The sequence below is a fragment of the Anaeromyxobacter sp. SG66 genome (assembly GCF_022690805.1).
Taxonomy (GTDB): domain Bacteria; phylum Myxococcota; class Myxococcia; order Myxococcales; family Anaeromyxobacteraceae; genus Anaeromyxobacter; species Anaeromyxobacter soli.
Window position 1 is genome coordinate 1 of record NZ_JALCZC010000054.1, and the last position, 26660, is coordinate 26660.

Consider the following 26660-nt stretch of genomic DNA (forward strand, 5'->3'; position numbering starts at 1 on the left):
CCGCGGCCGCCTCCCGCGCCGCGCCGCGAGGAGCCGCGCCGCCCGGCGCCGGAGCGGGCCCGGGTCACCGTGCCGGAGGCGGGCGTGGCGCCGGAGGTGCTCGCCCTCGTGGCCTCCACCGGGGGTCCGGCGGCGCTCGCCCGCATCCTCGCGCGGCTCCCCCGCGATCTCCCCATCCCGCTGCTCGTGGTGCAGCACATCGCGGCGGGGTTCGAGGCGGAGCTCGCGCGCTGGCTCGACTCGCTCACGCCCCTCGCCGTCGGGCTCGCGGTGGACGGCGCCCCGCTCGCGCCGGGCACGGTCCACCTCGGCGCTGACGGGCGGCACCTCGGCGTCCGGGGGCGTACCGTGCGGCTCTCCGACGAGCCGCCCGTGCACGGCTTCCGGCCCTCGGGCACGCAGCTCTTCGCGTCCCTCGCGCGCGAGCTCGGGCCGCGCGGCGGCGGGATCGTCCTCTCGGGGATGGGCCGCGACGGCGCCGAGGGCCTCGCGCTGCTCCGCGCCGCGGGTGGCTACACCGCCGCGCAGAGCGCCGCCTCCTGCGTGGTCTACGGCATGCCGAAGGCCGCGCTCGACTGCGGCGCGGCGGCCCGCGAGCTCGATCTCGACGAGATCCCGGAGGAAATCCTCCGGCTCGCCAGGCGCGAGGTGCGCGGCGGCGCCCCGGTCTGATCCGGGCGCCCGAGCCCGGGTGTCCCAGCAGCGCCGCGGGGATTGACTGTGCGTGTGGAATCACGGAAGGATCGCGTCCACACTCGAGGCGTGCCGGTCGCCGGGCCGGCTCCGGGGGCTCACATGAAGCGGCTTCTCCTCGCGGGCGCGGCCGCGCTCCTCTCTGCGATGCCTGCGCTCGCGCAGACGGCGCCGGTTCGGTACGTGTTCGTGGCCGTGGACGCGGTGGAGATCCGCTCCACCACGATCAAGGTGACCGGGGTGGTGGACGGCGAGAGCGCCCCGCAGACCGTCACGATGACTTTGTCCAGCTCCTCCGGAGTGGACAGCGTGGCGGCGTGCGAACGACTGGCGCTGCTCGCGATGACGCGACCGGGCCAGTTCCTCTTCGAGATCCAGGGATCCACGACCTACAACCTGAACGTGTGCAAGCTCGCGCGGGCCACGCCCTAGGCGCGCGCGACGAAGTCATGCGCGCCACGCCCTGGATCCTCGCCGCGCTCGCGGCCGCCTCCGTCCACTGCGGGGGCGGCGGAGCGGGCAGCTCCGATCCCGCCACCCTCGACGCCGATCGCGACGGCGTCGTGCGCGCGCAGGACTGCAACGACGCGGACCCGAGCGTCTGGCGGCCCGTGACGGCCCACCCCGACGCGGACGGCGATGGCTGGGGGGCGGCGACCGAGGGGGTGACCTGCGCCGGCGACGCGCTTCCTCCGGGCTGGGCGGTCGACGGGAGCGACTGCGACGACGGCGACGCCCGCCGCTGGATGCTCGGCGAGGCGTATCCGGACGCGGACGGCGACGGGTGGGGCGGCGGCTCGCTCGCGACGATCTGCCGGGGCGAGGCCCTCCCGCCCGGCTGGGCCGACGCGGCGACCGACTGCGCGCCGGACGACGCCGCGCGCTGGACCGAGCGAGCGTACCTGTACCGCGACGCCGACGGCGACGGCGTCACGACTCACGGAGTGGGCGTCGTCTGCAGCGGCGACGCGCTCCCGTCCGGCTACGCCATGGACGCGAGCGGCCAGGACTGCGACGACGGGGACCCGGCGGCGTTCGTCTGGACGGAGGCGTTCGCCGACGCGGACCTGGACGGCCACGGGGGCCCGGCGGGCACCGTCTGCGCAGGGTACGCGCTCCCTTCCGGCTGGGCGTCGACGGGCGGCGACTGCGACGAGGGTGACGGCGGGCGCTGGCAGCGGCTCTCGTACGTTTACGTGGATCGCGACCAGGACGGCTACACCGCCCACGAGAGCGGCACGGTGTGCAGCGGATGGGGGCTCTCATGGCCGTACTCGAACGTGTCCGGCTGGCGCGGAGACGGCGACTGCGATGACGCGGACGCGGCCACACACCTCGCCATGTACGGGTACGCGGACGCGGACACGGATGGCGTCGGGGGAGGCGCCGCCGTCGCGCTCTGCACGACCGGCCGGCTGCCCGCGGGATACCTCGCGACCGGCGGCGACTGCGCCCCGGACGATCGCGATCGGTGGCGCGAGTACGCGTACACGTATCGCGACGCCGATGGCGACGGGCACTTCGTCTCGTCGGCCGGCACGCTCTGCTACGGCACGGCCGTCCCGACGGGCTACGCCACCTCGTCCGCCCTGCCCTTCGACTGCGACGACGCGGACCCCTCGGTTCACAGCGCGCTGTGGGGTTACGCCGACGCTGACCACGACGGCGTCGGCGCGGGGCAAGGCGTGCTGTACTGCACCGCGGGCACGCTCCCGGCAGACTGGGTCGCCGCGGGGACGGACTGCGCGGCGGAGGACGGGGGCCGCTGGCAGGTGCTCCCCTACGCGGGGCTGGACGAGGACGGGGACGGATTCACCACCCGCGCCGCGGGCAGCCTCTGCGCCGGCGCCGCGCTCCCCGATCCCTACCGCGCGAAGGTCGCCGGGAACGACTGCGACGACGCCGACGTGGCGCTCTGGCGCTGGACGGTGCTGTACCCGGACGCGGACGGCGACGGCATCGGCACGCCGCCGCGGGAGATCCGCTGCCTCGGCGACGCGATCCCCGCCGGCTACTCGCTCGAGGGCTGGGACGCGTATCCCGCGGACCCGGGCGCGCTGGTGGTGGAGGGGGACCCGCTCGCCGTGCTCCAGCCGTAGGGCGCCGCGAGCGGGCGGATCAGGGAGCGCCGCGACCGCGACGGGGCGGGGGCGGTGAGGGAACGGGTCCTGACCTCAGAACGTCGCCCGGATCGTGACCGGCGCGCCGCCGGCGTCGAGCGCGGGGAGGGTGCCCTCGAGCGTGCCGTGCACGGCGAGCACCTGCGCGTCGGTGGCGCCCGCCGGCGGGATGGCGGTGAAGCGGGTCGCGAGTGCGCCCGTGCCGGAGCTCGGGTCGAGCGGATCGAGCGGGGCGAGCGCCTCGTGCGTCTCCGCGTAGGTGCCCGCCTGGACCGAGCCCGTGCCGCGCGTGGCGGTGCCGCTGTCCACCGTGGTCGCGGTCGCGGACCATCCGTACGGCTGGTTCAGCGCCGGCCGGCCCGTGAGGAAGAACCCGACCTGGGCAGCCGGCTCCGGCAGCGCGCTGCCCGCCACCGGCTGTCCCCGGTAGGCGACCAGCATGAAGACCCACTCGTTCGTCGGCATGCTCGGCATGGACGAGTAGTCGTAGGCGGTCGCGATGCACCAGAGGTCCTCGGTCACGGCGCCGCGGACCTGGAGGCTGCAGCCGAAACCGCCGGGCGCGGGCTGCGAGTCGCCGCCGCCGCAGTCGAAGGCGAGGAGCGGGAGCGAGAGGAGGGCGAGGAGGAGCTTCTTGCGCATGGGGACCTCTCCGGAGAGGCCGCGGATCCTATCACGCACCGTGACGTCGCAGCGGATTGACGATGGGTGGAGGAGGCCCGCGGACGAGGTGGGCGCCTCGCGCACCTCGCCCGCGCTGGCCCGGGTCGGCTCGAGCGCCGCCGCGAGGTGAGGCCCCGCCCGGCGGCGGGTTACTCCGCGTCCCCGATGAGCGCGTCGAGCCGCGGCGCGTCCTCCTCGGAGAGCTGCTCGCGCGGGAGCGCCCGCGCTGCCGCGCGAACCTCGGCGCGCGCGGGGTCGCTCGTGGCGAGCCGGGCGCGTGCCTCGAGGGCGAGGAGCTGGAAGTCGGCCGAGAGCGCCCGGACGTCCGCGCCCGCCAGCGCGGCGCGGGCGACGTCCGCCTCGTCGCGCGCGGAGTGGTAGGCGGCCTTCACGACCGCGAGCTCCGCGGCGGGGGCGCCGGCGGCGCCGTCGATCCAGCGGGGCGCGGCCGCGACGTCGCCGTCCGCGAGCGGCTCCGCGAGGAGCTGGGTGGCGAGGTGCGCGTGCAGCTCGGCGCGGCTGGCGGGGAGGTGCGGGCGCTTCACGCCGCGCAGGTACTCGAAGGCGCGATCGAGCCTCGGCCAGGCGGTGGCCTCGTCGCCCTTCACGAGCGCCGCGACGCCCTCGCCGTAGTCGGTGAGCGCCGCGTCCTCGCGCGCGATCGCCGCCTCGAGCCGCTCGACGAGCCCCGCGTCCACCGGGGTACCGTCGAGGTCGCCGCGGAGGCGGTCCGCGTCGGCGAGATCGCCCGCCTCCATGAGCGCGAGCACGAAGCGCATCCGGCGCGCCTCGTCGACGCCGCCCCCGGCCTCGAGCGAATGCCAGCGGGCGAGCGCGTCGTCGAAGCGGCCCTGCGAGGCGAGGCGGCTCGCCTCGCGCGCGGCGCCGTCGTGGCGGAGGTCGCCTCCGGCGAGCGCGAGCAGCCCGCCGGCGATCGCGATGCCGGCGGCGAAGAGGAGCGGGCTCCAGCGGGGGAAGGAGGGGAGGTTCCGCGCCTGGGCGCCGGGCGCCGGCGCCAGCGCGAGCGGGACGAGCCCCTTCCTGCCCATGTGGCGCGTCAGACGCCGGTCGATCACGCGCGGCACGCCGATGAGCAAGAGGAGCATGAGCGCCGCGAGGCCAAGGCTCTCCGCCTCGCGGTTCGCGAGCGCGTCGGCGAGGAGCGCGAGCCCCAGGCCGAGCATGGCCATCGAGCCCAGGAACTCGAGCGCGCCGAAGAGGTGGTGGCGCAGGTAGAGGTCGCCGAGGCCGGGCACCCAGGTCGAGAGCCGCGCCGCCTTCTCGGGATCGCGGAACGGGATCCGGCAGGCGGGCGAGGGGCACGTCGCGATCGCGCCGACGGGTCCCGCGACGACGCCGAGGCAGGCGGGGCAGAGGTGCTGGAGCGAGGGCTCCGCGGCCTTGGGTCCGTCCACCGGCGGGAGGAGCGCCTCGAGCCGCTTGCGGTCCGCGGCCCTCAACCCCACGAACCTGAGGCACGAGCCGTCGGCGAGCCGGATGCGCCAGCCCGACAGGAGGTGACGGCCCGCGCCGCGCAGGGCGGGGAGGGGGACCTGGTTCTTGATGTCGCCGGGCCGGCCGCGGCCGTCGAGCTGGACGAGGAGCAGGCGCCGGTCGGTGAGCACGAGCGCCGTGATGTTGTGGACGTACGCCGGGGCCCCGCCGAACGCGTACTCGAAGAGGAAGTAGCGCATGCCGCGCGCCGCGTAGCGGATCGTCTCGCCCGGCGCGAGCGCCGTGCGGAGGACGCCCGCGATGCCGTCCACGAGCTTCGCCCGCTGCGCCTTGGCGCGCCGGCCGAGGAAGCCATCGGGCTCCGGGTAGAGCGACGCGGCATCGACCGGCAGCGCATCCGTGCCGGGGGCCTGCGGGTGGATCGCCAGCTCGCGCATGAACGCCGTCCCTTCTCACATCGTGAACGCCCTTCCGTACGGGACGGTGAGCGGACGGTCAATGTGGGGACGCGTGGGAGGCGTCAGCGGACGTTCACGACCCGGCGCGGGGGCCGGTCGCGCGGCTGCGGGCGCGTACACGGTGCGTGCACTGCACGCGCCCGCGGGGCGCTACTGCTTCGCCGGGGCGGGGGCGGGGGTGGACTTCACGGGCGCGGGCTTCTCGCTCGAGCCGCCCGGCGTCATCTTCACCGAGCCCTGCAGCAGCGCGCCCTTCTGCACCTCGATCGCGGCGGTGTCGACGTTGCCCCGAACGCGCGCGGCGCGGTGGAGCTCGACGCCGGTCTTCGCGTGGATGTCGCCGTTCACCTCCCCGAGGACGACGACCGTCCCGCAGGTGATCTCGGCGTCGATCCGCGCGTGCTCGCCGACGACGAGCACGTCGTTGGTCACGATCGATCCCTTGAAGAGCGCGTCGATCCGGACCGTGCCCCGGAACGTCAGCTTCCCCTCGAACTCGGCCCCCGCCCCGAGGAGCAGATCGCTCGAGCCGGTGGGCGCCGCGCTGGGGCCGTTGGCGATGGGGTTCGGCGGTGCGGCGAGATCGTCGCGCTTGATCATGGACATCAGGTGGGCTCCTCGGGGGTGGGTGCTGCGACGCACCACTTACACCCGGGCGACGGCGAGCATTCCCGCGCTCGCTCGATCGCCCCTCCCGGAAGAGACCCGAGGGAGGCACGGGCGCGGAACCCCGCGCCCGCGCCCCTCGCGCTCGCTCTGAAAAGCGTGTGCGCTACTTCGTGCCGGTGTCGCTCCCCGCCGGGGCGCCCTGCCCCTCGGAGACGCCCGGCATGTCCCCCCAGCCGCCCTCGATCATCGCCTTGATCTTCCACTCCCCGCCCTTCCGGACGAGGAGCAGCGCGCTGCGGCCGGTGGTCTTCTTCTTGCCCATCGTCATCGTCCAGTTGTCGTCCACCGTCGCGAGCGCGTCGGAGACGAGGAAGATCTTCGGGGCGTGAGTCATCTTCAGGTCCTTCATCGGCTTCCCGTAGACGGGCTCCATCATCTTCCGCCACTGCTCCTCGTTCCACGGCCCGCCGACGCCGTCGCCGGCCTTGTTGTCGGTGACCATGAGCACCGGGAAGTCCACGAGCGCGGCGGCCGCGTCGAGCTCGCCCTTCTGGCTCGCCTGCTGCAGCTTCTTGAGGAGCGCCGTGATCTGCGTCTGGCCCTGCTTCTCCTGCGCCGGCGTGACCTTCCGCGGCGTCCAGCCCGCCATCGCCTCGCCCATGTCCTTCCCGTGCGACGGCGCGGGCTCTGCGGCGCTGGGCGCCGGAGCGCTGGGCTCGGCGGCGCCGGGCGCGGGAGTGCCGGGCGCGGGGGTGGCGGGCTCGGCGCTGCCGGGCGGAGGAGTGCTGGGCTCGGGGGTCGAGGGCGATGGGCGGGTGGGCGCGGGCGGGGTGCCCGCCCCCTGGCCGAGCACGGCGATGGGGACGAGGAGGGACAGCAGCGCCAGGAAACGAACGGGGCTCATCATGAACGGCTCCTTCCGTGGATGACACGGGTCGTGCACCCCGAGTAACGGGCGCGAGCGGGCGTGGCACCTCCCTGCGGCGGTCTCCCCATCGGTGAGGTCGCTCGGCCGGCGCACGGCCGGTCGCCCGGGGAGATCCAGCGGCCGCGGCCGCGGCTCAGCGCGCTCGCGCGGAGCGGAAGCGGATCTCGCTCGCCTGCTCGGGGTGCTTGGCGGTCTTGTCCGCGTAGAAGGCGCGGATCCGCGCGAGGTCTGCCTCCTCGTCGCCGGTGAGCGGCAGGTACTCCGAGAGGCCCACGGTGCGCGTGCGGTAGTCGATGAAGGCGAGGCCGACGGGGACGCCGGTCGCGAGCGCGATCCGGTAGAACCCGGACTTCCAGTGATCGGTGTACGAGCGGGTGCCCTCGGGCGCGATGGCGAGGAACAGCCGCTCGCAGCGCGCGAGCTCGCCCTCGAGCAGCTCGATGATCCCGGCGGGATCGGCGCGGTTCACCGGGATGCCGCCCATCCGCCGCAGCAGCCCGCGGAAGGGCCAGCGGAACAGCGTGTGCTTCCCGACGAAGGTGACCGGGAGCGCGGAGGCGAGCCGGGCCAGGTATCCGACGACGAAGTCCCAGTTCGACGTGTGCGGGTACACCACGATCACGCAGCGCGGGACCGGCGGCCAGCGGATGTCGGTGCGCCAGCCGGCCGCGGCGAGCAGCGCGCGCGCGACGCGGGCGGCGACGGTGGGTGACGGGGAGTCGGGGCGCGCTGTGGGCGCGGGTCGTGGGTGTCGCAACGAACCGAGCGTGACACGGGACGCCCTTGCCTACAAGCCGTGTGGTAGGCGCGGCCACCCTGGCGCTTGCCCGCCTCCTGACGCTCGGTGGAAGAATCCTCCGTTTTCCCCCGGCGAAAGGGAGCGCTGCATGCCGAAGTTCGAGGAGGCGGAGCTGCTCGACACGCGCGACGTGATGGAGCTCGACCGCGTCGAGGCGAGGCGCCCGAGCCGCGCACCGTGGGTGCTGCTCGTCCTCACGCTCCTCGCCGGCACGGGCGTCGCGGGCTGGCTCCTCTACCGGCTCCAGCTCGCGCGCGACGAGGCAGCCACCGCGGCGCAGCGCCTCCAGGGGGTCCGGGCCGAGCTCGACGACGCGCGGGCCCAGCGGGCGGACCTCGCGCAGCGGCTCGGGCAGACGGAGATCGAGAAGCAGGAGCTCACGACCGCGAAGGCCGAGCTCTCGCAGGACGTGCAGGCGAAGGACGAGCAGATCGCGACGCTCCGCGGCGAGTTCGACGAGCTCCAGGAGAAGATGAAGGCGGAGATCGAGAAGGGGAACATCCGCCTCTCGCAGGAGCAGGGGCGGATCAAGGTCGACATGGTCGACGAGATCCTCTTCGACGTCGGCGAGGCGTCGATCTCCACGCAGGGCGAGGAGGTGCTCTCCCGCGTGGGAGCGGTGCTCGCCCGCCTGGCCGACAAGCGCATCCAGGTGTCCGGGCACACGGACGACCTGCCGATCTCCCCGCGGCTCGCGGACCGCTTCCCGACGAACTGGGAGCTCTCCGCCGCGCGCGCGATCACGGTCGTGCGATTCCTCGAGGAGCGCGCCCATGTCCCCGGCCGCCGCCTCGTCGCCGCGGCGCACTCGCAGTTCGATCCGATCTCCGCGAACAAGACCGCGAGCGGGCGCGCGCGCAACCGGCGCATCGAGATCCTGCTCACGCCGGAGATCGATCCCGATCGGAAGGCGACCCTCGCGGCGGCCGGGAACGCTGCGGCCGCTGCTCCGGCGGCCGCGCCCCGCAAGATCGCCGCGGCGACGACGCCGGCGGCGGCGCCGAAGCGAGCCGCGCCGGCGACGGCGGCGGCCCACAAGCGCGCGGCGGCGAGCCGGACGAAGCGCTGACCCGGCGAGCTCGCAGGCGGGGTTCGGCGACTGAGCTCCCGCGTCCGGGTCCGTCCAAGAGGTGAGCGGGCCCTCCCCAGGGTGTGCACGGATTCGACGGCCGTGGAGAATCGCGACGGTCCTCGCGATCGCCGCCGGTCATCCTCGATTCGCCTCGACTTTCGGCGCGGTTGCCCGCGGCCGGCCGTTGAGCACGGCAACAGCCCGGGGCGGGTCCCCTCGCTCGCGCGCGGCGCCGGGTGAAGGATTCGCGCGCCAGTCGCGCGTTCGGTGCGGCGCGCGGCCGGTCCGCGCCTTGGCGCCGGCCTTGCGATGCGGAGGGCTCGGGGCCGGCAGCCGCCCGGGGCCGTCCGCCGCTGCGGGCCCCTCACCGCTCCCTCCGGAGCGGGGAGGTGGAACATGGCCCACGCATCCGTGGCTCCCGTCGCAGGCCCGCTCCTCACCCGCGGCACGAAGCTCGCGCTCGCCCTCGCCGCCGCCGCGTCGGTCCTCGTGTCGATCCGGCTGTTCGCCGGGCTCGGGTCGATCACCGCGCTGAACGACGGCTTCGCGTGGGGGCTGTGGAAGCCGCTCAACGTCGTGACCTTCACCGGGGTCGGCGCGGGCGCCCTCGGCCTCGCGCTCGTCGCGCACGTCGCGAACCGCGGCCGTCACCACCCGCTCGTGCGCTCCGCGGTGTTGACCGGCGCGATCACCTACACGCTCGCCGGTCTCTCCGTGCTCGTCGATCTCGGCCGCTGGTGGAGCGTGTGGGGGCTCGCCGTCCCGACGCGCTGGAACGTGCGCTCGGTGCTCCTCGAGGTCGCGCTCTGCGTCGTCGCCTACTGCGCGGTCCTCTGGCTCGAGGTGCTGCCCGTGCTGCTCGAGCGCTGGCGCGACGCGCCGGGCGCGCGAGGCCGGCTCGCCGCGCGCGTGCTGCCGCGCCTCCAGCGGATGTTCCCCTTCCTCCTCGCGCTCGCGATCGTGCTGCCCTTCATGCACCAGTCGTCCCTCGGCGCGCTCTTCCTCTTCGCTCCGACGAAGCTCCACCCGCTCTGGTACACGGGCTGGCTGCCCGCGCTGTTCCTGCTCTCCTGCCTCAGCATGGGCTTCGGCGCCGTGATCGTGATCGACACGCTCTCGCACCTCGCCTGGCGGCGCACGCGGGACGTCCGGCTGTGCGGCTCGCTCGCGCTCGTCATGGCGGCCCTCTCGTTCGCCTTCGTCGCGCTCCGGGTCGGGGACCTCGCCGCGAGCGGCGCGCTGCGGCACGTCACCGGCTGGCGCGGGGTGCTGTTCCTCGTCGAGCTGGGCCTCTTCACGTATCCGGCGGTGCGGGTGCTCCGGCGCTCGTACCGCGAGGACCCCGGCCTGCTCTTCTGGGCGGCCCAGCTCGCGGTCGCGGCCGGGGCGATGTACCGGTTCGACGTCTACCTCGGAGCGTTCACGCCGGGTATGGGGTGGAGCTACTTCCCCTCGCTCGCCGAGATCGTGTTCTCGGTCGGCCTCGCCGCCGCAGGCGTCGCGCTGTACGTCGTCCTCGTGAAGCGGCTGCCCATCCTGAGCGGCGTCGCCCGCGCCGCGGAGCGGCGGCCGGAGGCCGAGCGGCTGCGCGCGCACGCCTGAGTGACGAGGCGATCGGCCGCCGGCGCCGCCCGCGTCGCGCTGACGCGAAGGGGTCAGAGTCGTGTCCGGCAGCGCGGTTCATCCGCAGCTCTACTCATTTTTGCGCACTGCCCAACCTCGCGAGATTCCGAACGAACGCAACAAATGCGCGCGTTCTTTGCGTTGAGTGACGGAGGTCAAGGTTGGCGTCGGAAAACGGCGCCCATCATCGCACCCATCCGCGGACACCCCGCGGGAAGGAGGGCGCGATGCCGCACCCGACCTCGGTCGCGGAGACCTCCTCGCTGTCACGGCGAGACTTCATGAAGGTCTGCACCACCGCCGCGGCGGCGGTGGGCTTGCCGGCGTGGGCGGGCGAGCGCATGGCGGACGACGTGGCGAAGGGCAAGAAGCCCTCCGTCATCTGGCTCCACTTCCAGGAATGCACCGGCTGCACCGAGTCGCTCCTGCGCACGAGCCACCCCGACGTCGCGGCGCTCATCCTCGACCTCGTCTCGCTCGACTACCACGAGACGCTCCTCGCCGCCGCCGGCGTCCAGGCGGAGGACGCGCTCGCGAAGGCGATGGCGGAGAACGACGGCAAGTACGTGTGCGTCATCGAGGGCGCGATCCCCACGCGCGAGGGCGGGCGCTACTGCACCATCGCAGGCCGCACCGCGCTCGAGATCGCGCGCACCGTCGCGGGCCGTGCCGGGGCGATCGTGGCGATCGGCTCGTGCGCGTCGTGGGGCGGTGTGCCGTCGGCCGCGCCGAACCCGACCGGCGCGACCGGCGCGCCGGAGGTGCTGGCGGGGAAGACCGTCGTGACGCTGCCGGGCTGCCCGGCGAACCCCTACAACCTCCTCGGCACCGTGCTCCAGTTCGCGACGTTCGGCACGCTCCCCGCGCTCGACGGCAAGGGCCGGCCGAGCTTCGCCTACGGCCGCGTCATCCACGAGGACTGCCCGCGCCGGCCGCACTTCGACGCCGGGCGGTTCGCGAAGACGTTCGGGGACGAGGGGCACCGGAACGGCTGGTGCCTCTACAAGCTCGGCTGCAAGGGACCGCAGACGCACGCGAACTGCTCTCTCCTCCCGTTCTGCGAGGTGCCCGGCGCCTGGCCCATCGGGATCGGCCATCCCTGCGTCGGCTGCACCGAGCAGCAGATCGCGTTCCGCGTCCCGCTCCACACGACCGTCGAGGTCCAGAAGCCGACCGGACCGATGGCGTACCCGGGGATCTCGCCGGAGCGCGGCGAGGTGAGCGCGGTCTCCGCGGGCGTGGCTGGGCTCCTCGTCGGTGGCCTCGCCGCCGCGGGCTACGTCTCGTCGCGCAAGCTCGCCGGGCAGGAGCCCCGGGAGCCGCCGAAGGAGGAGTAGGCCATGCCGACCGTCTCCCGACGCACCGTCCTCGGGACGCTCGGCGGCGCCGCCGCGCTGGCCGCGGCCCCCGCGCCCGCCTCGGCCCGCGCCCCGAAGCCGCCGCACGGGGACGATCTCGGGCTCCTCTTCGACTCGACCCGCTGCGTCGGCTGCCGCGGCTGCGTCGCGCGCTGCCGCGAGGCGAACGCCCTCCCGGAGGACGTGAAGCTCGTGGACGGCGCGCCCTACGACGCGCCGCTCGATCTGAACGACCGGACGCTCACGATCATCAAGCGAACGGGCGACGGGCCGGGCGACGCGTACGTGAAGGCGCAGTGCATGCACTGCGCGGACCCCGCCTGCGTCTCCGTGTGCATGCTCGGCGCGCTCCACAAGGGCGAGCGCGGCGTGGTGGCGTACGACGTGGACCGCTGCGTCGGCTGCCGCTACTGCCAGGTGGCCTGCCCGTTCAACGTGCCCCGCTTCCAGTGGTCGTCCGCGACGCCGCGCATCGTGAAGTGCGAGCTCTGCCGGCACCGCTGGCGCGAGGGCAAGGGCGCGGCCTGCGCCGAGGCCTGTCCGCGAGACGCGGTGGTGTTCGGCACGCGCGCCGAGCTTCGCGCCGAGGCGCACCGGCGGCTCGACGCGGAGCCGGGGCGCTACCGCGGCGGGGTGTACGGCGAGCGCGAGGGGGGCGGCACGGGCGTGCTCGTCCTCTCCGCCTTGCCGTTCACGGCGCTCGGCCTGCCAGCCCTGGGGCCGGAGCCGGTGCCCGCGCTCGGCGAGACGATCCAGCACGGCATCTATCAGGGCTTCGTCGCGCCGGTGGCGCTCTTCGGGGCGCTCGCCTGGGTCACCTGGCGCAACCGGCGCGCGAGCGGCGGCGGGGAGGAGGAGCCATGACGTCGGGAGCGCGCGCGGTGGGAGGGCGGCTCCTCACGCCGACCTTCAAGGTCATGCTGGTCCTGTGGGCCGCGGCGACCGCGGTCGGCGTCGTGCGGTTCACGCGGGGGCTCGGCGCGGTCACCGCGATGAACGACGGCTATCCGTGGGGGCTCTGGATCGCCTTCGACGTGGTGGTGGGGACCGGGCTCGCGAGCGGCGGGTACGCCATCGCGCTCCTCGTCTTCGTCCTGAACCGCGGCCGCTATCACCCGCTCGTCCGGCCGGCGATCCTGACGAGCGCGCTCGGTTACTCCGTCGCGGGCATCGCGGTCATGTTCGACGTCGGCCGCTACTGGGCGCTGTGGAAGGTCCCGCTCATGCCGTGGCGCTGGAACACGAGCTCGATCCTCCTCGAGGTCGCGCTCTGCATCATGGCGTACCTGGCGGTGCTCCTCGTGGAGCTCTCGCCGGCCCTGCTCGAGCGCTGGGCCCGCGGGAGGCATCTGCGGCGCGAGGCGTTCGCGGCGCGCTGGCTGCCGCGGCTCTCGCGCGCGCTGCCCTTCGTGATCGCGCTGGGGCTCGTGCTCCCCACGATGCACCAGTCGAGCCTCGGCTCGCTGCTCGTCGTCGCCGGCACGAAGGTCCACCCGCTGTGGCACACCGGCGCGCTGCCGCTGCTCTTCCTCCTCACCGCGTTCGGCATGGGCTACGCCGTGCTGTACTTCGAGACGATCTTCTCGAGCGCCGCGTTCGGGCGGCCGCTCGAGACGCGGCTGCTCGGCTCGCTCGGCGTGTTCATCGCGGGCGTGATCCTCGCCTTCGTCGCGGTGCGGTTCGCCGGGCTGATGGGCGCCGGGCGCCTGGGCCTCACCGTCACCTCGGGGACGCTGTCGTTCTTCTTCTGGGCCGAGACGCTGCTCCTCCTCTCCGCGGCGGGACTCTTCCTGCAGCAGTGGGTCCACGCGAGCCCGGTCACCCAGCTCCAGGCGGCGCTCCTCGCGCTCGCCGGCGGCGCGCTCTACCGCATCGACGCGTTCCTGGTCGCCTTTCAGCCGGGCCACGGCTGGCGGTACTTCCCGTCGCTCGGGGAGATCCTCATCACCCTCGGCTTCATCGCCACCGAGACGATGCTCTACATCGTGGCGGTGCGGCGCTTCCCGATCCTCGCCGGCGTGAGCGTCGCCGCGGCGGAGCGCCTGCCCGCCGGGGTCCAGGAAGGAGCGGCATCATGACGAGCCAGCGCATCACGATCGACCCGGTCACCCGGATCGAGGGGCACCTGCGCATCGACATCGAGGTGGACGGCGGCGCCGTCCGCAAGGCCTGGTCGAGCGGCACGATGTGGCGCGGGATGGAGCTCATCCTGAAGGGCCGCGACCCCCGTGACGCGTGGGTGTTCACCCAGCGCATCTGCGGGGTGTGCACGACTGTCCACGCGATCGCGTCGGTGCGCGCGGTGGAGAACGCGCTCGGGCTGCCGATCCCGCTGAACGCGCAGCTCATCCGCAACCTGCTCGTCGCCGCCCACGCGCTGCACGACCACGTGGTGCACTTCTACCAGCTCTCCGCGCTCGACTGGGTGGACGTGACGCGCGCGCTCGAGGCCGATCCGGCGAAGGCCGCCGCGCTCGGCGGGAGCCTCTCGTCCTGGCCGGGGAACTCGCGGGCCGCCCTCGCGGCCGTGAAGGCCAAGCTCGACGGCTTCGTGAAGGCGGGGCAGCTCGGGATCTTCCGGAACGGCTACTGGGGTCACCCGGCGATGCGCCTCTCGCCGGAGGTGAACCTCCTCGCGGTCGCGCACTACCTGCAGGCGCTCGACGTGCAGCGCAAGGCGAACCAGGCGGTCGCGATCCTCGGCGGCAAGACGCCCAACATCCAGAACCTCGCCGTCGGCGGCGTCGCGAACGCGATCAACCTGGACAGCCCCGCCGCGCTCAACATGGAGAAGCTGTACCAGGTGAAGACGCTGCTCGAGGAGGTGCAGGCGTTCGTGCACCAGGCGTACTTCGCCGACGTCTGCGCGGTGGCCGGTATGTACCCCGACTGGCTGCGCCACGGCGCGGGCGTGACGAGCTACCTCTCCGTCCCCGACCTGCCCATCGACGCGCCCGGGACGAAGTTCGATCTGCCCGGCGGGACGATCATGGCGGGCGACCTCTCCACCGCGCGGCCCTTCTCCTCGTTCAGCGATCCGTACTTCCGCGACAACGTCACGGAGTCGATCGCGCGATCGTTCTACGAAGGGGACTGGCAGAAGAGTCCGTTCGCGGAGGAGACGGTCCCGAAGGTCCAGGACTGGCAGCCGGAGGGGAAGTACTCGTGGGTGAAGGCGCCGCGCTTCCAGGACAGGCCGATGCAGGTCGGTCCGCTGGCGCAGGTGCTCGTCGGCTACGCGCTCGGCCACCCGCGCATCCGCTTCTGGGCCGACCGCTGCCTCGACGTGGCCGGGACGGTGGCGGGCGCGAAGCTCACACCGGCCGTGCTCCACTCCACGCTCGGCCGCCACGCCGCGCGCGCCATCCGGACCGCGGTCCTCGCCGAGCTCGCCCTCAAGCACTGGCAGCTCCTCGTCGAGAACATCGGCCGGGGCGACACGGCGGTGTTCAACGCGCCGACCTTCCCGAAGAACGAGGTGCGGGGGTTCGGGTTCCACGAGGCGCCGCGCGGGGCGCTGTCGCACTGGGTCGTCATCGAGGACGGCGCGATCAAGAACTACCAGGCGGTGGTGCCGTCGACCTGGAACGCCGGGCCGAGGGACGGGAAGGGGCAGGCCGGGCCGTACGAGGCGGCGCTGGTCGGGAATCCGATCGCCGACCCCAAGCTGCCCCTCGAGGCGCTGCGGACCATTCACTCCTTCGATCCATGCCTCGCCTGCGCGGTCCACACGGTGGACGGGGAAGGGACCGAGCTCGGGACGGTCAGGGTGGGGTAGGGCGTCACCGACCGGCCGCGCTCACCCACGTCGGTTCGTTCGTCGGAGTGCGGCAAGGATCCGCGCGCCCGTGGGCGCCGTGTGGTTACACGACACGCGGAGGTCCTGCCATGCGCGATGGGAAGCCCGTTCGAGCCCGCCGGCTGCTCTCCTGGACGTCGATCGCTCCTGCCCTCGTGCTGGCGGCCGCCGCGCACGCGCGACCGGCCGCTGCGCAGCACGGGCAGGAGGCCGAGGCACCTCACGCAGCGGCGCCGTTCCAGATCCCGGACTCCATGCGCGCAGAGCACGCGAAGATCCACGAGGAGCTCGTGCGCGCGACGAAGGCACCTGCGGCGGTCGGGCAGGCCGCGCGAGCGCTCGCCGAGGTGCTCCACCCGCACTTCGTCCGGGAGGAGGAGATCGCGCTTCCGCCCCTCGCGCTGCTCGAGCCGCTCGCGGCCGGGAAGTACGACGCGAAGATGGCGGAGGTCTTGAAGCTCACCGACGCGCTCCGCGAGGAGCTCCCGAAGATGCTGAAGGAGCACGAGGCCATCGGCGCCGCGGCGGAGAAGCTCGAGGCCACGGCGAGGAAGGCGGGGAACGCGAAGGTCGAGCAGCTCGCGAAGGACCTCCAGCTCCACGCGCGCACCGAGGAGCAGGTGTTCTACCCGGCGGCGCTCCTGGTGGGAGACGCGGTCAGGGCGAGGGGTTCGCGCTGACCTCTTCGCTTCGCTTCGCTTCGTTCGGCCAGACCGAGAGTATTCGAGAGTATTCGGCCAGACCGAGAGTAACCAGCGGCGGATACGGCAGGAGAGGGCGCTCGATGCGCAATCTCGGCGTCATGGTTAGGCAGTCCGGCGACTCACGCCCGCCTGCGAGTGACGTTTCGACGCGCTTTCGGGCTGTGGACGCGAGTTTCGCTGGCTGCGCGCGCACCCCTGCCATGGAAGCGCGCGGAACCGACCCACTGAGTCCGTGAGCGAGAGCGGATCCTACGCTGCGCCGGCGCACCGCACGCCGTGGAAAAGGCGCAGGTGGTAGGTGCCGGCGGGGAAGACCACGGTCCGCACACCCGAGCTCCACTCGACCAAGGCCTGCCGGTACTCGACGAGGAAGGACCGGAGGCGGAGGAGGCCCTCGATCCTCTTCCACTTGTCGCGCGCGGCAATCCGGGGCTTGAGCTCGAAGCGAGGCTCTCCGGCAGGCGGGCTCGCAAACGGGTTCTGCGCCAGCACCCGCGTGACGCCGACGAACCGGCGGCCCTTGGTGGCGATCTCCTGGTGGTGCCTCTTCTCGAGCTCCTGCACGGCGGCCGAGAGCGAGGCACGGAACTCGTCCGCAGAGGCGAAGCCCGGCGGGGCTGAGAGCTCGAGCTCGACAGTCTCCGGGAGGTAGCCTTTGGGGTCGAAGAAGAAGCTCGGCCTTCGGGCCACGAGCTTGATGGTCCCGATCTGCTCTGGGGCAGTCCAGAGACCCGGCCACTCCGCGCCCCGCCTGACGAGTCCGGCGGCGACGGGATTGGCGAGCACGTACGCAGCCTTCGCGAGGACGTCCTCAGCATCGAGCGGCTCGACCGCACTGTAGCTCCCGTCGGTCGCCCAGAAGCTTTCGAAGCGGCCGAGCGAGGCGTTCACCGCGCGTGCGACGAGAGAGTCCAGGTACTGCATGAAAGCCGGGAGGCGTCCTTCGGGATCGGTGACGATGAGGTGCGCGTGGTTGGAGAGGACGCAGAACACGTGGACGAGGACGCCGTGGCGACGGGCTGCGAGGGCGAGGACGTAGAGGAAGATCTCGTTGATGATCTTGGACGGGCGAAGGAAGAAGCGGCGTTCCGAGCAGCGCCGCGTGATCAGGTAGACGGTGCCTGGCAAAACGCGGCGAGGAGCAGTCATGAGAACGGCGGCAAAGCAGGCATCGTGCCGCCGCCGGGACATGTTGTTGCGAGCCATTCGGAGGAGCGGTCGGCAGGAGAGACCGCGCCGCGGGCGGTCGGTCCGCGGAGCGGTACTCTCGGTCGGGTGCACGCTCCAGGCGCCTCCCAGCCCTTCGGGCGTCGCGGTCGTGGGCGTGCGCCGGGCGGGAGGGAGGCGTATGGGGGCGCGTGAAAGGAGGAGACGCTCATGAAGCTCGCCCTGTGGACGACGACGATCGCGGCGCTCTTCATCGCGGCGGCGCCGAGCCTGGCGGCCGACACCACGATGGCAGGAGAGGGGAAGGGCAAGTACCTCGTGACGGTGAAGCACACGCCGGAGGAGTGCCTCGCGCGGATGGACGAGGTCGCGAAGGACAAGAAGCTGCTCGGCAAGGCGGAGTGGGGCTGCATGTCGGGCGACCACACGATGTACCTCACCACCGAGGCGAAGAGCCCCGAGGACGCGATCAACAAGGTGCCGGAGGCCGAGCGGAAGGACGCGAAGGCGGTGAAGCTGACGAAGCTCAGCGAGGCGCAGATTCGCAAGCTTCACGAGGAGCACGGCGGGAAGTAGCGGCTCGCGAGCGCGGTCGACCTCCCGGCCGCGCTCGCGCCACTCGGCGCCCGATCGTCCTCAGCCGGGCCGTCGTCGGGCGGTCGCTCTGGGGTCGCGGGGGCGCGTCGGCCGGTGAACGTGCCTCTTACTTCAGCAAATCCTTCACGACGTGCGCGCCGAGCGTACGCAGCCCCTCGTCGAGCAGCGCCTTGCCGCGCGGCGTGGCGAGCGTCCCGCGCATCGCCTCGGCGGCGAGGCCGATCTCGAGGTCGAGCCGCACGAGCACCGCCGAGACGGCCGGCGTCGCCGGGGCAGGCTTGGCGCGCGCGCGGCGCGCGAGCACGCCCGCGGAGAGCTTGTCCATGAGCTGGTCCTCGGTCGTCCGCGGGCCCTGGAGCGCGCGGAGCGCCTCCGAGAACCCGCGGTACACGTCGTCCAGCGCCGCCGGCACGGCGAGCGCCTGCGCGAGGCGGTCCTGTGCCTCCTCTTCGTCCACGCTGCGCGCCGCCGCATAGGTCGGCGCGAGCAGCAGGACGAGATCCTTCTGCGTGAGGACGTGCGGCAGGCGGCGCGAGAAGAGCGGCATGCGACGGTCCTATCACGCCGCGCGCGTGCGGCCCCTACTCCTTGCGGATCCGGACGTGGCAGTCCGCGTCGCGCAGCGCGGCCGACACGGCCCCGACGACGCGCTGCGCCAGGCTCTCCCCGTCGATCATGGCTTCCACGGAGTGGCGCTCCCCCTGGAGCGCAGCCCCCTGCGCGACGAGCAGCTTGCCGCCGACGGTGGTCGCGTTCCCCTCGACGCGCGCGCCCTTCTCGAGGCGGACGTTCCCGCCCACGGCGGTGACGTCGCCCGTGACCGCAGCGTCGCTCTCGATGACGACGTCTCCACCGAGCGCGACGGCCTCGTCGACGGTCGCGCCCCTCTTGACGCGTACGCTCCCGCTCAGCGCGACGACGTGCCGGGGGTGCTCGCCGGCGGAGACCACGACGTCGCCGCTCCGGACGATCTCGTCCTTGCCGGTGATCTCCACGTCGCAGCTGCGCTTCGTGTCGGCGGCGATCGCGGCTGCGGGCGCGACGGCGAGCACGAGGGGCATGGTGACAGCGAGGGACGCCACGATCGGAAATACGCGCATGGGGACCTCCGGGGCGAGAAATCGTACGCGGGTCCGACAGCGATATTTCGCCCGCGACGTTCACACCCAGACGAGGGTCGATCCCGGCTCGAGGAGCGTGCTCGCGCGCCTGGACGTTCCACCGCCCTTCAGCCGAGCCGCCTCGCCACTGCCTTCAGGCCGGTCCCGAACCGCGCCATCGCCTCCCGGTTCCGCGCGAGCTCGCCGTAGGGGAGCCAGCGAACGTCGAGCTCGCCGATCCGTCGGAACGCCGGGCGGGAGAGCTGCCGCCGCACGTCGTCCTCGCGATCGTCCGGCGCGACCAGGAAGATCCCGCGGAGGCCTCCCGCCTGCGTCTCGGCGAGATCGAGCATGCGCATCACGCCCGTCTGGATCGTCGTGGTGTGCTCCACCTCGAAGGCAGCCTCGACGCGGCCGGATCCTGGCTCCAGCCAGAGGACGTCGATGAGCGGGATGAACCCCGATCCGGCGCCGCCCGCGAGTGACGGCGGCAGCTCCGCGAGGCATCCATCGCACAGGCGGCCATCCCCCCAGGGCCGGTTTCGATCGTTCGACGCGATCCACACCCCATAGCCGAGCGCGCGCCCCAGGTCGCGCAGCCAGGCCTGGATCTCGGTGTGAGTCCGGTCGCCTGCCGACGCGGCCTCCCGCGTCTTCCGCTCCTTCGCGCTCTCCTCGCGCACCTTCGCGAGATCCGCCTGCCAGGCGGTGAGCGCGGCTGCGTCGTCGGCGCGCGGCGGCGCGCGGTAGCGGCCCGAGCCGACGTCGAACAGGAGGCCTGCCACGGCGCCGAGGTCGTTCGAGAGGAGGTCCCGGTGCTCGGCCACGAGCCGGAGCGCGCCCTCGCGGAGCGCGAGGTAGTCGTCCCACCGCCCGAGCTTCACCTTCGCGCCCGCGAGCGCGTTGTAGCCGTTCACGATGGCGGTGTTGAAGGGCAGCGCGAGCGTGGGGTGCAGGAAGTAGAGGAGGTTCGCCGCGGCGGGGCCCAGCCCCTTGATCCGGCGAGCGGCGAGCCGGCGGACCTCGGCGAGCAGCGCCTCCTCGCCGCCGCAGCACAGGCAGGCACCGAGGAACCGGCCGAAAGCGAGCTGGTTCTCGCGGTCCTCGTAGATGTCGGGAATGCGGAGCTTGGGCTTCCAAAGGAACGCGTGGTCGGCGCCCTTGAAGATCTGGCGCTGCTCGGCGATCGCGCCGACGGCGGTCTCGAGGGACGAGCCCTTGTAGACGTTGCCGAACGCGCCCGCCTCGATCTCCGCGACGACCTTCTCGATGCCGCGGCGAATGGAGCGGAAGTTCTTGAGCCGCTCGTCCCACGTGAACCAGGTGCGGTAGGTGCCGCCGGGATCGTCGCGCCAGCGTGCGACGAGGTCGCGGAGCGGGGAGGTGGTCATTCCGGGAGTCTACTTCTCACGCGCGCCATTGCGATGACGGTCGCCGGAGCGCGCGCCGGCGGTCGAGGTCGCGGTCACCCCCGCCGCCCCCGCGCGCGAGCCGCCTCCTCGTCGTTCACCACGAACCCGACGAGCCGCTCGCCCTCTTCCTCGAGCGCGTCCCGCGTGCGTCTCGGCAGCGGCGCGAACGGCTCGAGCTCGAGCTTCGTGCGCTTGCCGGTGCCCGCGATCCGCCACCTGCCGGCGGCGAACCCGTCCACCAGGAAGGTCGGAGGCACGACCAGGTTCTTCGTGGTGAGCGCCTTCCGGTGCGCCTCGGCCACGACGCGGCGACGGTCGGCGTGGGCGAGCAGCAGGTTGTCCCACTCCGGCAGGAACCGCACGGGCGCGGGCGTGTCCTCCGGCGGACGGGGAGCGCGGGGGAGATCGAGGAGCTCCCGCCCGTCCTCGTCGCGGAAGCTCCGCAGCTTCGGCCGGATCGCCGCGAGCGCGCCGTCGAGCCTCCCGAGGCCCGACCACGCCTGCAGGTCCGCCGCGGTCGCGGGGCCGAACGCGGCGAGGTAGCGGACGGCGAGCGCCTCCGGGGAGCGCTCGTCCGGGATCGCCTCACCGAGCCACGCCTCCGCCACCGCGAAGCGCCCCGAGCCATGGAACGCCCACGCGTCCTCGCTCGGGACCTGCACGAGCGGGAGCTGGGTGCGCACGGCGTAGGCCAGCGCGCGAAGGTCCACCCCCGGGAACCGCGCGCCGAGCAGCGGCCGGAGCTCGTCGAAGGTCCGCGGCTCCTCCTCGAAAAGCGCGCGGGCCGCGGCGATCACCCGCGCGAGGTCCACGTTCACGAGGCGGTCCGCGACGATCCTGGACGCGGCGTCCAGGGCGGGCTGGAGGGGACCGCGGAAGGCGAGGAAGTCCGCGGCGGTGACGAGGTGGAGCGTCGCGCGCATGAGCGGCCCGCGGACCACCGCCCGCGACGCGACGAGCCGCCTCAGCTCCTCGCGGCGGAACCCCTCGACCCGCGACCAGAGGCCGATGAACGGCGGTCGCGCGAGCTGCGCCTGCAGGCCGGCGAGCCGCTCGATGGCGCGGAGCACGGGGACGCGCTGGCGGGCGAGGAGCAGCTGGCGCGCGAGGGTGGCGCGGTTCAGGGCGCGGAGCGAGAGCGGGCGGCCGGGCACGCGAGGAAGATAGCGGCGCGCCCGCGCCGCCGCCGCACCTTCACCGAACGTCGCGCGCTACTTCTTCGCCTTGCCCGCCGGCTTCGCCTCCACGCTGGTCGCCGTCATCCGGTACTCGACCGTCACCTTCTCGCCCTTCTTCACCTCGCCCGTGATCTTCGTGTCGGGCGTGCGGGCGATCTCCCACTTCTCCTTGCCCTTCTGGACGGTGACGCTGTCCTCGGTGACCTCGAGGACCGGACCGGTCACCTGGTAGGTCTTCGTCGCGGCGAGGGCGGGGGTGGCGAGCGAGCCGAGGAGGAGGGCGAGGGCGATCCGCTTCATGGTCAACTCCGGGTTCGGGTGGCCTTCGAGGTGGTGAGTTGGCCGCGAACGTCACTGCGCGGAAAGAGTTCGAATGGGGTCCCTCGCGCGGGTCCGCCCGCCCGGTCCGCCTCACGCCTCCCGCCGTGGCTTCCGACCCTTGCCGCGGACGGTCGCAGCGGCGCGAGACTTCCCGGCGGGCGCGCGGCGCACGATCTTCGAGCGGGCTGCGGCCTTCTTCGGGCCCGCCTTCCGGGCGCGCGCGCGGCCGGTCCGGGCCGCGGTTCCGAGATCGAGCTCCGGGTAGTGCCGGAAGATGCCCCACTCGTTGAAAGGGAGGCGGCGGTCGGACGCGAGGTACGCCGCGATGCGCGGTCGCGCGGCGACGGCGTCGTGCAGGGCGGCGAGCCGGGGGAAGCTCCGCTCGTGCTGGCGCATCGCGTTCGGGAACGCGTAGCGGAGCCCGGCGATGATCTGGAACGTCGAGAGATCGGCGTAGCTGCAGTCGCTCCCGACGAGCCACCTCCCGCCGCCGGCGGGGTTCGAGTCGAGCGCGCGATCGAGGTACCGCAGGAAGAGCGGGATGCGCTCGCGCACGAACGCCTCCGCGTTGCGCTTCGCCTCGCGCCGCTGGGCCTCGTAGTAGAGGGAGGTCGCGACGGGGTGATGCGTGGAATGGGTCTCGGCGACGAGATCGGCGATCGTGAGCTGGATCTGGTGCGCGCGCAGCCGGCTCGCCTCGTCCTCCGGGACGACGCCGATGCGCGGCGCGAGGTACTGCAGGATCGCGGCGGTCTGCGCGACGAGGACCTCGCCGTGCCGGAGCGCCGGGGGCCCGAGCGGTGTGAGCCACGGCCCGGGCTCCTCGAGCAGCCGCTCGATCGCGGCGGCGCCGCCGCCCTCCGAGTCGGGCATGCGCCCCACGTCGTCGTACGGGACGCCCGCGTCCTCGAACGCGAGCCGGACGAACTCGCCGCGGCCCTGGAGGCCCGGCCAGTAGAGGAGTTCCCATCGCGGTTCGGAAGGAGCCATGGCCCGGACGTTCCCTCGGGCGGCTCCGGGGCGCGAGCGCCCGGGCGGGTCACACCTCCTCGAAGATGCCGCTCTGCCGGTTCTTCCGGACGTGGTCGCCCGGGAAGACGCGGCCGTTCATCGCGACGTAGACGCCGGGCGGCAGCACCTGCGCGAACGAGATCGCGCTGCCGAGGTTGAAGAGCCCGTCCGAGGAGCCGAACGCGTAGGGGACCATCGCGCCGGTCAGGACGATCGTCTTGCCGAGCCCCGCGTCCAGGAGCGCGCGGGCGGTCTCGGCCATGGTGTCCGTCCCGTGCGTGATCACGAGGCGCTGCTCGGCGGCGCTCCGGCAGTTCTCGACGATCGCGCGGCGATCCGCGTCGGTCATGTCGAGGCTGTCGATCATCATGAGCGTCCGCACGCGCGTCTCGACGCGGCAGCGCGCGAGCCGCAGCATCTCGTGGACGTGCGTGTCCTTGAAGTACAGGCGCCCGGTCAGCTCGTCGTACTCCTTGTCGAAGGTGCCGCCGGTCACGAACAGTCGGATGGGCTCGGTCGCCATGCCCGCAGGATATTGCGGAACGCGGACAGGCGCACGGGGGGCCGCCAGCCGCACGAGACGACCAGGCCAGCCGGGGCCTCAGGCGCGGCGGGACCGTCTCTCCCGCTCGGCGCCGGCGTCGAACCACGCGCGCGCCGACGGGCGCAGGAGCGCGACGCCGATCGTCCCGATCGGCAGGACCACCACGAGCGCGAACGCGAGCAGGGGGAGCGCGGCCGTGCGGGCCGAGAGCAGCGCGGCCACGAGCCCGATGAGCATCGCGAACACGCCCAGGCACGCCGCGATCGGCATGGTCCAGCCGACCGCAGTCATGCGGACGTCGGGGCGCTGGAGGAGCGCACCGCGGATGAACGCGACGATCCCGCCCGCGACGAGGAGGCACAGGACCGCGGTCGCGGCGGAGCGCAGCATCGCCTCACCCTGCCCGAGGAGCCGGACGCACCAGACGCCCAGCGCCAGGGCCTCGGCGCCGACGACGCCGGCCGAGGCGATCGCCAGGACGACGCTCTGCGGGGGGCGGCGGAGCACGCGGTGACGCTAGCACATCCCCATGCACCGGCCGTCTCCCCGATCGCCTGGGCCACGGGCGCCGGGCGACCTCCCGGGTCCCACGCGGCGCGTCGTGCTTACGATCTCCAGGCGAGCCGTTCGCGCTCCAGGAGCCGGCTCGGGGAGGAGGAGGGATGGCAACACCGCGCCGGACGACGCCCGGGGCCGCCTTGTTCGGCCTCATCCTGGTCGCCGAGGCGACGACGTTCCTCGTCTTCGCCGCTGCCCACCACGGGCACCCGCTCGCGCTCGGCGCCCTCCGGATCGAGGAGCCGCCCATCCCCCTCGCCACCGTCGTCGAGGGGCTCTGCGGCCTCGTCCTCCTGTGGGCGGGCTACTCGCTGCTCGCGGGCTCGTGGCGCTGCTGGCGCGCCGCCGTGTCCGCGCAGCTCGTCGCGCTCACCGGCGCGCTCGCAGGATTCGGGGCGCTCGCGCTCGGGCTCGCGCCGCGCACCCCCATCAACGACGCGTATCTCCGCGGGATGCTCGTGCTCCTCGCCGCGGGCCTCGCGCTCTCGCTCGCGCAGCTGTGGCGTGCGCGCGCGCGGAGGCGGTCCGCGGCCTTTCTCCGCTGGCGCGGCGCGACCGGCTGAGCCGACCCCGTAGGCGGCGCGCTGCCGCGCTACCGGTCGTGCCCCTTGCCCTTGGAGTGGCAGCGGCCGTCGCTCCAGCGGTGACCGGGCGGGCAGCTCTTCGCGGGCGCAGCCACGGCGCCGCTGCTGGACCGGCGGTAGACCGGGCCGCCGTGGACGATGCAGCCGGTTCCGAGGAGCGCGACGGCCATGACGGAGGCGACGAGGGTCTTCATGCGGGCTCCGGAGCCCTTCCCGGGCGAGGAACGAGGACGCGGCTGCACCGTGAGGCGGGCAGCCGGGCCGGGAACCTCGCACGGGCGGCCGAGGAGCCACAAGGGCGCGCGAGTGCGCCGAGGCGCGGCCGGGTAGGGCGCGGTCGGACCCCGGGCGCGGGCGCGCGACGCTACTGCGCGGCTTCCGGCTGGAGCTCGCGACCGACCTCCTCTACGCCCTCGCCGATCCGCTGCTGAGCGCGCCGGGCCGCGCGCACGCCGCGCCGTATCCGCCGCTCGACCGCCTCGGGCTGCACCTCCGCCCGCGCCTCCTCGAGCCTGCGCGTGAGGCGCCCGCGCGCGCGGCGCACCGCGTCCTCGCCACGGCGGAGCGCCGAGTCCACGAGCTGCCGGCTCATGTCCACCGCCATGTCGACGAGCTGGGCCAGGCCGTCGCGGCTGCGGTCGAGGGCGCCGGCGGCGAGCCCTGCGAACATGGCGCCGGGCGGCTCGTCCGGCGCGAAGGGATGGGGCCGCGTCGGAGCGATCCGCTTCGCGCGCTCGAGCGCGGCGCCGAGCTCTCGCAGCTCCTCCGTCGTGTAGGCGCGCTCCATCGCAGGAAGGAGGTCGCGCTCCTCCTCCTCGACGTGGTGGCGCACGCTCGCGATGAGCACGCGGACCTTGGCGTCGAAGCGAGGGTCGGTCGCCCGCAGGGTGCGGATCTCGGTGAGCGCGAGCTTCGCGACGTGGTGCTCCTCGAGGGCGACGAGGACCGCCGGCTCCTTGGACGCGCCGTCGACCACCTGCCGCACGCGCGGGTAGACGAGCTGCTCCTCTATCGAGGCGTGGATCGAGAGCTCGCGGACGATCCTCGCGGCGAGGTCCTCCCGGTGCGTGGCGCTCCGGGAGCGCTCGAAGGCCTGGAAGAGCTCCTCGACCTCACGGTGATCGTCCTCGAGCACGGCTACGGCGTCGCGTGGCGTGGGCATGGCGCGAATGTCCGCACCTCGCCCGGCGGACGCAACGCGTCATCCGCGTCGCGCATGCCCCCGTGTCACCCGGACGGCGTCCGTAGATCCTTTCGCCCGCTCGTCCGTTCACCTCGCGAGAGAGAGGAGCCGACCATGCACGTCCGTGTACACGTCCTCGCCGCTGCCTTTGCCCTGCTGTGCGCAGTTCCCGGCGCCCGCGCCACCGCCCGTCCGCCGGAGCGGCCCGCGCAGGCCGGGCCCTACTCCATCCAGCTCACCGACGAGGAGGGCAGGGCGCTGCCGACCTTCTCCCACCGCGGGCGCACCTACGTCCTCGGCTCGCTCGGCGGGAGGTACCTCGTGCGTGTGCGGAACGACTCCGGCCGCCGCGTGGAGGTGGTCGTGTCGGTCGACGGCCGCGACGTGATCGACGGACGTCCCGCGACGTGGACGAAGCGGGGGTACCTCGTGGAGGGCTGGTCCGAGGTGGCCATCGACGGGTTCCGGACGAGCCGCGAGTCCGTCGCGGCGTTCCGCTTCTCGAGCGTGCCGCGCTCGTACGCGGCGCTCACCGGCGATGCGCGCGACGTCGGCGTCGTCGGGGTGGCGGTCTTCCCCGAGCGCGAGCTCCGCCCCGTCGCGCCGCTCCGCCGCGCCGAGCCGCTCGAGGACGAGGGCCGCGCCGGCGCTTCCCCGGAGTCGCGCCGGTCCGCGCCGGCCGGCGAGGCGCACGCGGACGCCGCCCCGGCGCCGCAGGCCTCCG

Annotated in this window: 29 protein-coding genes; 13 read left to right on the top strand and 16 right to left on the bottom strand. The window is 73.6% G+C overall.

Annotated features, from left to right (window positions below):
* The 3 genes from MNZ39_RS14860 to MNZ39_RS14870 all read left to right on the top strand — a co-directional run.
* A partial coding sequence (locus MNZ39_RS14860; protein ID WP_242339851.1) for a CheB methylesterase domain-containing protein occupies nt 1-672 on the top strand: 672 nt, incomplete at its 5' end.
* Nucleotides 673-795: 123 nt separating this feature from the next.
* Complete coding sequence (locus MNZ39_RS14865; protein ID WP_242339853.1) at nt 796-1125, top strand: hypothetical protein; 330 nt, start codon at nt 796-798, stop codon at nt 1123-1125.
* Nucleotides 1126-1142: 17 nt separating this feature from the next.
* Nucleotides 1143-2792, top strand: coding sequence for a hypothetical protein (locus MNZ39_RS14870; RefSeq protein ID WP_242339855.1), 1650 nt, complete (start codon nt 1143-1145; stop codon nt 2790-2792).
* A gap of 75 nt (nt 2793-2867) precedes the next feature.
* Here MNZ39_RS14870 and MNZ39_RS14875 read toward each other — a convergent pair whose 3' ends face one another.
* The 5 genes from MNZ39_RS14875 to MNZ39_RS14895 all read right to left on the bottom strand — a co-directional run bounded on the left by MNZ39_RS14875 (nt 2868) and on the right by MNZ39_RS14895 (nt 7683).
* The gene (locus tag MNZ39_RS14875; protein WP_242339857.1) at nt 2868-3455 is read right to left on the bottom strand and encodes a hypothetical protein; all 588 of its coding nucleotides are present in this window, start codon (nt 3453-3455) and stop codon (nt 2868-2870) included.
* Between the two features lie 170 nt (nt 3456-3625).
* Nucleotides 3626-5368, bottom strand: a complete 1743-nt coding sequence (locus tag MNZ39_RS14880) for a hypothetical protein (RefSeq protein WP_242339859.1) — start codon at nt 5366-5368, stop codon at nt 3626-3628.
* Between the two features lie 171 nt (nt 5369-5539).
* On the bottom strand, nt 5540-5995 hold the full coding sequence (locus tag MNZ39_RS14885; RefSeq protein WP_308197064.1) for a polymer-forming cytoskeletal protein: 456 nt from the start codon (nt 5993-5995) through the stop codon (nt 5540-5542).
* Nucleotides 5996-6161: 166 nt separating this feature from the next.
* Nucleotides 6162-6902, bottom strand: a complete 741-nt coding sequence (locus MNZ39_RS14890) for a DUF4440 domain-containing protein (RefSeq protein WP_242339861.1) — start codon at nt 6900-6902, stop codon at nt 6162-6164.
* A gap of 157 nt (nt 6903-7059) precedes the next feature.
* A complete protein-coding gene (locus tag MNZ39_RS14895; RefSeq protein WP_242339862.1) occupies nt 7060-7683 on the bottom strand; it encodes a 1-acyl-sn-glycerol-3-phosphate acyltransferase in 624 nt (207 codons plus the stop codon).
* A gap of 130 nt (nt 7684-7813) precedes the next feature.
* On the opposite strand from MNZ39_RS14895, the gene MNZ39_RS14900 reads away from it, so the two are divergent.
* From MNZ39_RS14900 to MNZ39_RS14930, 7 genes are all read left to right on the top strand, one after another.
* Nucleotides 7814-8794 carry an OmpA family protein gene (locus MNZ39_RS14900; RefSeq protein ID WP_242339864.1) on the top strand — a complete coding sequence of 327 codons (981 nt, stop codon included), beginning with the start codon at nt 7814-7816 and terminating at the stop codon, nt 8792-8794.
* Nucleotides 8795-9193: 399 nt separating this feature from the next.
* The gene (gene nrfD, locus MNZ39_RS14905; protein WP_242339866.1) at nt 9194-10399 is read left to right on the top strand and encodes an NrfD/PsrC family molybdoenzyme membrane anchor subunit; all 1206 of its coding nucleotides are present in this window, start codon (nt 9194-9196) and stop codon (nt 10397-10399) included.
* 248 nt (nt 10400-10647) lie between these two features.
* Nucleotides 10648-11757, top strand: a complete 1110-nt coding sequence (locus MNZ39_RS14910) for a hydrogenase small subunit (RefSeq protein ID WP_242339869.1) — start codon at nt 10648-10650, stop codon at nt 11755-11757.
* Nucleotides 11758-11760: 3 nt separating this feature from the next.
* Nucleotides 11761-12642 carry a hydrogenase 2 operon protein HybA gene (hybA, locus tag MNZ39_RS14915; RefSeq protein WP_242339870.1) on the top strand — a complete coding sequence of 294 codons (882 nt, stop codon included), beginning with the start codon at nt 11761-11763 and terminating at the stop codon, nt 12640-12642.
* Nucleotides 12639-13856 (top strand): NrfD/PsrC family molybdoenzyme membrane anchor subunit, encoded by a 1218-nt coding sequence (gene nrfD / locus MNZ39_RS14920; protein ID WP_242339872.1) that lies wholly within the window; start codon nt 12639-12641, stop codon nt 13854-13856. Before hybA ends, nrfD (MNZ39_RS14920) begins: the two co-directional genes overlap by 4 nt.
* Nucleotides 13853-15556 carry a nickel-dependent hydrogenase large subunit gene (locus MNZ39_RS14925; RefSeq protein WP_242339873.1) on the top strand — a complete coding sequence of 568 codons (1704 nt, stop codon included), beginning with the start codon at nt 13853-13855 and terminating at the stop codon, nt 15554-15556. The genes nrfD (MNZ39_RS14920) and MNZ39_RS14925 overlap by 4 nt, the downstream gene beginning before the upstream one ends.
* A 110-nt stretch (nt 15557-15666) precedes the next feature.
* Nucleotides 15667-16257 (top strand): hemerythrin domain-containing protein, encoded by a 591-nt coding sequence (locus MNZ39_RS14930; RefSeq protein ID WP_242339874.1) that lies wholly within the window; start codon nt 15667-15669, stop codon nt 16255-16257.
* 273 nt (nt 16258-16530) lie between these two features.
* On the opposite strand, the gene MNZ39_RS14935 is transcribed toward MNZ39_RS14930, so the two are convergent.
* Nucleotides 16531-17430: a hypothetical protein gene (locus MNZ39_RS14935; RefSeq protein ID WP_242339875.1), complete on the bottom strand. Its 900-nt coding sequence runs from the start codon at nt 17428-17430 to the stop codon at nt 16531-16533.
* A 228-nt stretch (nt 17431-17658) separates the two neighbouring features.
* On the opposite strand from MNZ39_RS14935, the gene MNZ39_RS14940 reads away from it, so the two are divergent.
* Entirely contained in the window at nt 17659-18024 is a 366-nt protein-coding gene (locus tag MNZ39_RS14940) for a hypothetical protein (protein WP_242339876.1), read from the top strand.
* 127 nt (nt 18025-18151) lie between these two features.
* Here the strand turns inward: MNZ39_RS14940 and MNZ39_RS14945 are convergent, their stop codons facing one another.
* The 8 genes from MNZ39_RS14945 to MNZ39_RS14980 all read right to left on the bottom strand — a co-directional run bounded on the left by MNZ39_RS14945 (nt 18152) and on the right by MNZ39_RS14980 (nt 24118).
* Nucleotides 18152-18592 carry a hypothetical protein gene (locus tag MNZ39_RS14945; RefSeq protein WP_242339877.1) on the bottom strand — a complete coding sequence of 147 codons (441 nt, stop codon included), beginning with the start codon at nt 18590-18592 and terminating at the stop codon, nt 18152-18154.
* Nucleotides 18593-18626: 34 nt separating this feature from the next.
* Nucleotides 18627-19145, bottom strand: a complete 519-nt coding sequence (locus tag MNZ39_RS14950; RefSeq protein WP_242339878.1) for a polymer-forming cytoskeletal protein — start codon at nt 19143-19145, stop codon at nt 18627-18629.
* 128 nt (nt 19146-19273) lie between these two features.
* Nucleotides 19274-20536 carry a type II restriction endonuclease gene (locus tag MNZ39_RS14955; protein WP_242339879.1) on the bottom strand — a complete coding sequence of 421 codons (1263 nt, stop codon included), beginning with the start codon at nt 20534-20536 and terminating at the stop codon, nt 19274-19276.
* Between the two features lie 74 nt (nt 20537-20610).
* Nucleotides 20611-21711 carry a winged helix DNA-binding domain-containing protein gene (locus tag MNZ39_RS14960; RefSeq protein WP_242339880.1) on the bottom strand — a complete coding sequence of 367 codons (1101 nt, stop codon included), beginning with the start codon at nt 21709-21711 and terminating at the stop codon, nt 20611-20613.
* Nucleotides 21712-21768: 57 nt separating this feature from the next.
* Nucleotides 21769-22035, bottom strand: a complete 267-nt coding sequence (locus MNZ39_RS14965) for a hypothetical protein (protein ID WP_242339881.1) — start codon at nt 22033-22035, stop codon at nt 21769-21771.
* Between the two features lie 111 nt (nt 22036-22146).
* Nucleotides 22147-23046, bottom strand: a complete 900-nt coding sequence (locus MNZ39_RS14970; protein ID WP_242339882.1) for a glutathione S-transferase — start codon at nt 23044-23046, stop codon at nt 22147-22149.
* 49 nt (nt 23047-23095) lie between these two features.
* Nucleotides 23096-23590 carry an asparaginase domain-containing protein gene (locus MNZ39_RS14975; RefSeq protein WP_242339883.1) on the bottom strand — a complete coding sequence of 165 codons (495 nt, stop codon included), beginning with the start codon at nt 23588-23590 and terminating at the stop codon, nt 23096-23098.
* 78 nt (nt 23591-23668) lie between these two features.
* The gene (locus MNZ39_RS14980; RefSeq protein ID WP_242339884.1) at nt 23669-24118 is read right to left on the bottom strand and encodes a hypothetical protein; all 450 of its coding nucleotides are present in this window, start codon (nt 24116-24118) and stop codon (nt 23669-23671) included.
* 155 nt (nt 24119-24273) lie between these two features.
* Here MNZ39_RS14980 and MNZ39_RS14985 point away from each other — a divergent pair, with 155 nt between their 5' ends.
* The gene (locus MNZ39_RS14985) at nt 24274-24732 is read left to right on the top strand and encodes a hypothetical protein (protein WP_242339885.1); all 459 of its coding nucleotides are present in this window, start codon (nt 24274-24276) and stop codon (nt 24730-24732) included.
* A gap of 29 nt (nt 24733-24761) precedes the next feature.
* Here the strand turns inward: MNZ39_RS14985 and MNZ39_RS14990 are convergent, their stop codons facing one another.
* Together MNZ39_RS14990 and MNZ39_RS14995 are read right to left on the bottom strand one after the other, a co-directional pair.
* Nucleotides 24762-24947: a hypothetical protein gene (locus MNZ39_RS14990; RefSeq protein ID WP_242339886.1), complete on the bottom strand. Its 186-nt coding sequence runs from the start codon at nt 24945-24947 to the stop codon at nt 24762-24764.
* A 170-nt stretch (nt 24948-25117) separates the two neighbouring features.
* Nucleotides 25118-25915: a hemerythrin domain-containing protein gene (locus MNZ39_RS14995; protein ID WP_242339887.1), complete on the bottom strand. Its 798-nt coding sequence runs from the start codon at nt 25913-25915 to the stop codon at nt 25118-25120.
* Between the two features lie 135 nt (nt 25916-26050).
* Here MNZ39_RS14995 and MNZ39_RS15000 point away from each other — a divergent pair.
* Nucleotides 26051-26660 (top strand): hypothetical protein (locus tag MNZ39_RS15000; RefSeq protein WP_305037335.1); only part of this gene is annotated, 610 nt, incomplete at its 3' end.

Excerpts from the sequence above, each read along its gene's own strand:
- hybA (WP_242339870.1), top strand. The coding sequence starts at position 11,761 with ATGCCGACCGTCTCCCGACGCACCGTCCTCGGGACGCTCGGCGGCGCC.
- MNZ39_RS14985 (WP_242339885.1), top strand. The coding sequence starts at position 24,274 with ATGGCAACACCGCGCCGGACGACGCCCGGGGCCGCCTTGTTCGGCCTC.
- MNZ39_RS14865 (WP_242339853.1), top strand. The coding sequence starts at position 796 with ATGAAGCGGCTTCTCCTCGCGGGCGCGGCCGCGCTCCTCTCTGCGATG.
- MNZ39_RS14975 (WP_242339883.1), bottom strand. The coding sequence starts at position 23,590 with ATGGCGACCGAGCCCATCCGACTGTTCGTGACCGGCGGCACCTTCGAC.
- MNZ39_RS14925 (WP_242339873.1), top strand. The coding sequence starts at position 13,853 with ATGACGAGCCAGCGCATCACGATCGACCCGGTCACCCGGATCGAGGGG.
- MNZ39_RS14875 (WP_242339857.1), bottom strand. The coding sequence starts at position 3,455 with ATGCGCAAGAAGCTCCTCCTCGCCCTCCTCTCGCTCCCGCTCCTCGCC.
- MNZ39_RS14870 (WP_242339855.1), top strand. The coding sequence starts at position 1,143 with ATGCGCGCCACGCCCTGGATCCTCGCCGCGCTCGCGGCCGCCTCCGTC.
- MNZ39_RS14970 (WP_242339882.1), bottom strand. The coding sequence starts at position 23,046 with ATGGCTCCTTCCGAACCGCGATGGGAACTCCTCTACTGGCCGGGCCTC.
- MNZ39_RS14900 (WP_242339864.1), top strand. The coding sequence starts at position 7,814 with ATGCCGAAGTTCGAGGAGGCGGAGCTGCTCGACACGCGCGACGTGATG.
- MNZ39_RS14935 (WP_242339875.1), bottom strand. The coding sequence starts at position 17,430 with ATGACTGCTCCTCGCCGCGTTTTGCCAGGCACCGTCTACCTGATCACG.
- MNZ39_RS14880 (WP_242339859.1), bottom strand. The coding sequence starts at position 5,368 with ATGCGCGAGCTGGCGATCCACCCGCAGGCCCCCGGCACGGATGCGCTG.
- MNZ39_RS14930 (WP_242339874.1), top strand. The coding sequence starts at position 15,667 with ATGCGCGATGGGAAGCCCGTTCGAGCCCGCCGGCTGCTCTCCTGGACG.
- nrfD (WP_242339866.1), top strand. The coding sequence starts at position 9,194 with ATGGCCCACGCATCCGTGGCTCCCGTCGCAGGCCCGCTCCTCACCCGC.
- nrfD (WP_242339872.1), top strand. The coding sequence starts at position 12,639 with ATGACGTCGGGAGCGCGCGCGGTGGGAGGGCGGCTCCTCACGCCGACC.
- MNZ39_RS14945 (WP_242339877.1), bottom strand. The coding sequence starts at position 18,592 with ATGCCGCTCTTCTCGCGCCGCCTGCCGCACGTCCTCACGCAGAAGGAT.
- MNZ39_RS14890 (WP_242339861.1), bottom strand. The coding sequence starts at position 6,902 with ATGAGCCCCGTTCGTTTCCTGGCGCTGCTGTCCCTCCTCGTCCCCATC.
- MNZ39_RS14950 (WP_242339878.1), bottom strand. The coding sequence starts at position 19,145 with ATGCGCGTATTTCCGATCGTGGCGTCCCTCGCTGTCACCATGCCCCTC.
- MNZ39_RS14885 (WP_308197064.1), bottom strand. The coding sequence starts at position 5,995 with ATGTCCATGATCAAGCGCGACGATCTCGCCGCACCGCCGAACCCCATC.
- MNZ39_RS14955 (WP_242339879.1), bottom strand. The coding sequence starts at position 20,536 with ATGACCACCTCCCCGCTCCGCGACCTCGTCGCACGCTGGCGCGACGAT.
- MNZ39_RS14940 (WP_242339876.1), top strand. The coding sequence starts at position 17,659 with ATGAAGCTCGCCCTGTGGACGACGACGATCGCGGCGCTCTTCATCGCG.
- MNZ39_RS14965 (WP_242339881.1), bottom strand. The coding sequence starts at position 22,035 with ATGAAGCGGATCGCCCTCGCCCTCCTCCTCGGCTCGCTCGCCACCCCC.
- MNZ39_RS14995 (WP_242339887.1), bottom strand. The coding sequence starts at position 25,915 with ATGCCCACGCCACGCGACGCCGTAGCCGTGCTCGAGGACGATCACCGT.
- MNZ39_RS14990 (WP_242339886.1), bottom strand. The coding sequence starts at position 24,947 with ATGAAGACCCTCGTCGCCTCCGTCATGGCCGTCGCGCTCCTCGGAACC.
- MNZ39_RS14910 (WP_242339869.1), top strand. The coding sequence starts at position 10,648 with ATGCCGCACCCGACCTCGGTCGCGGAGACCTCCTCGCTGTCACGGCGA.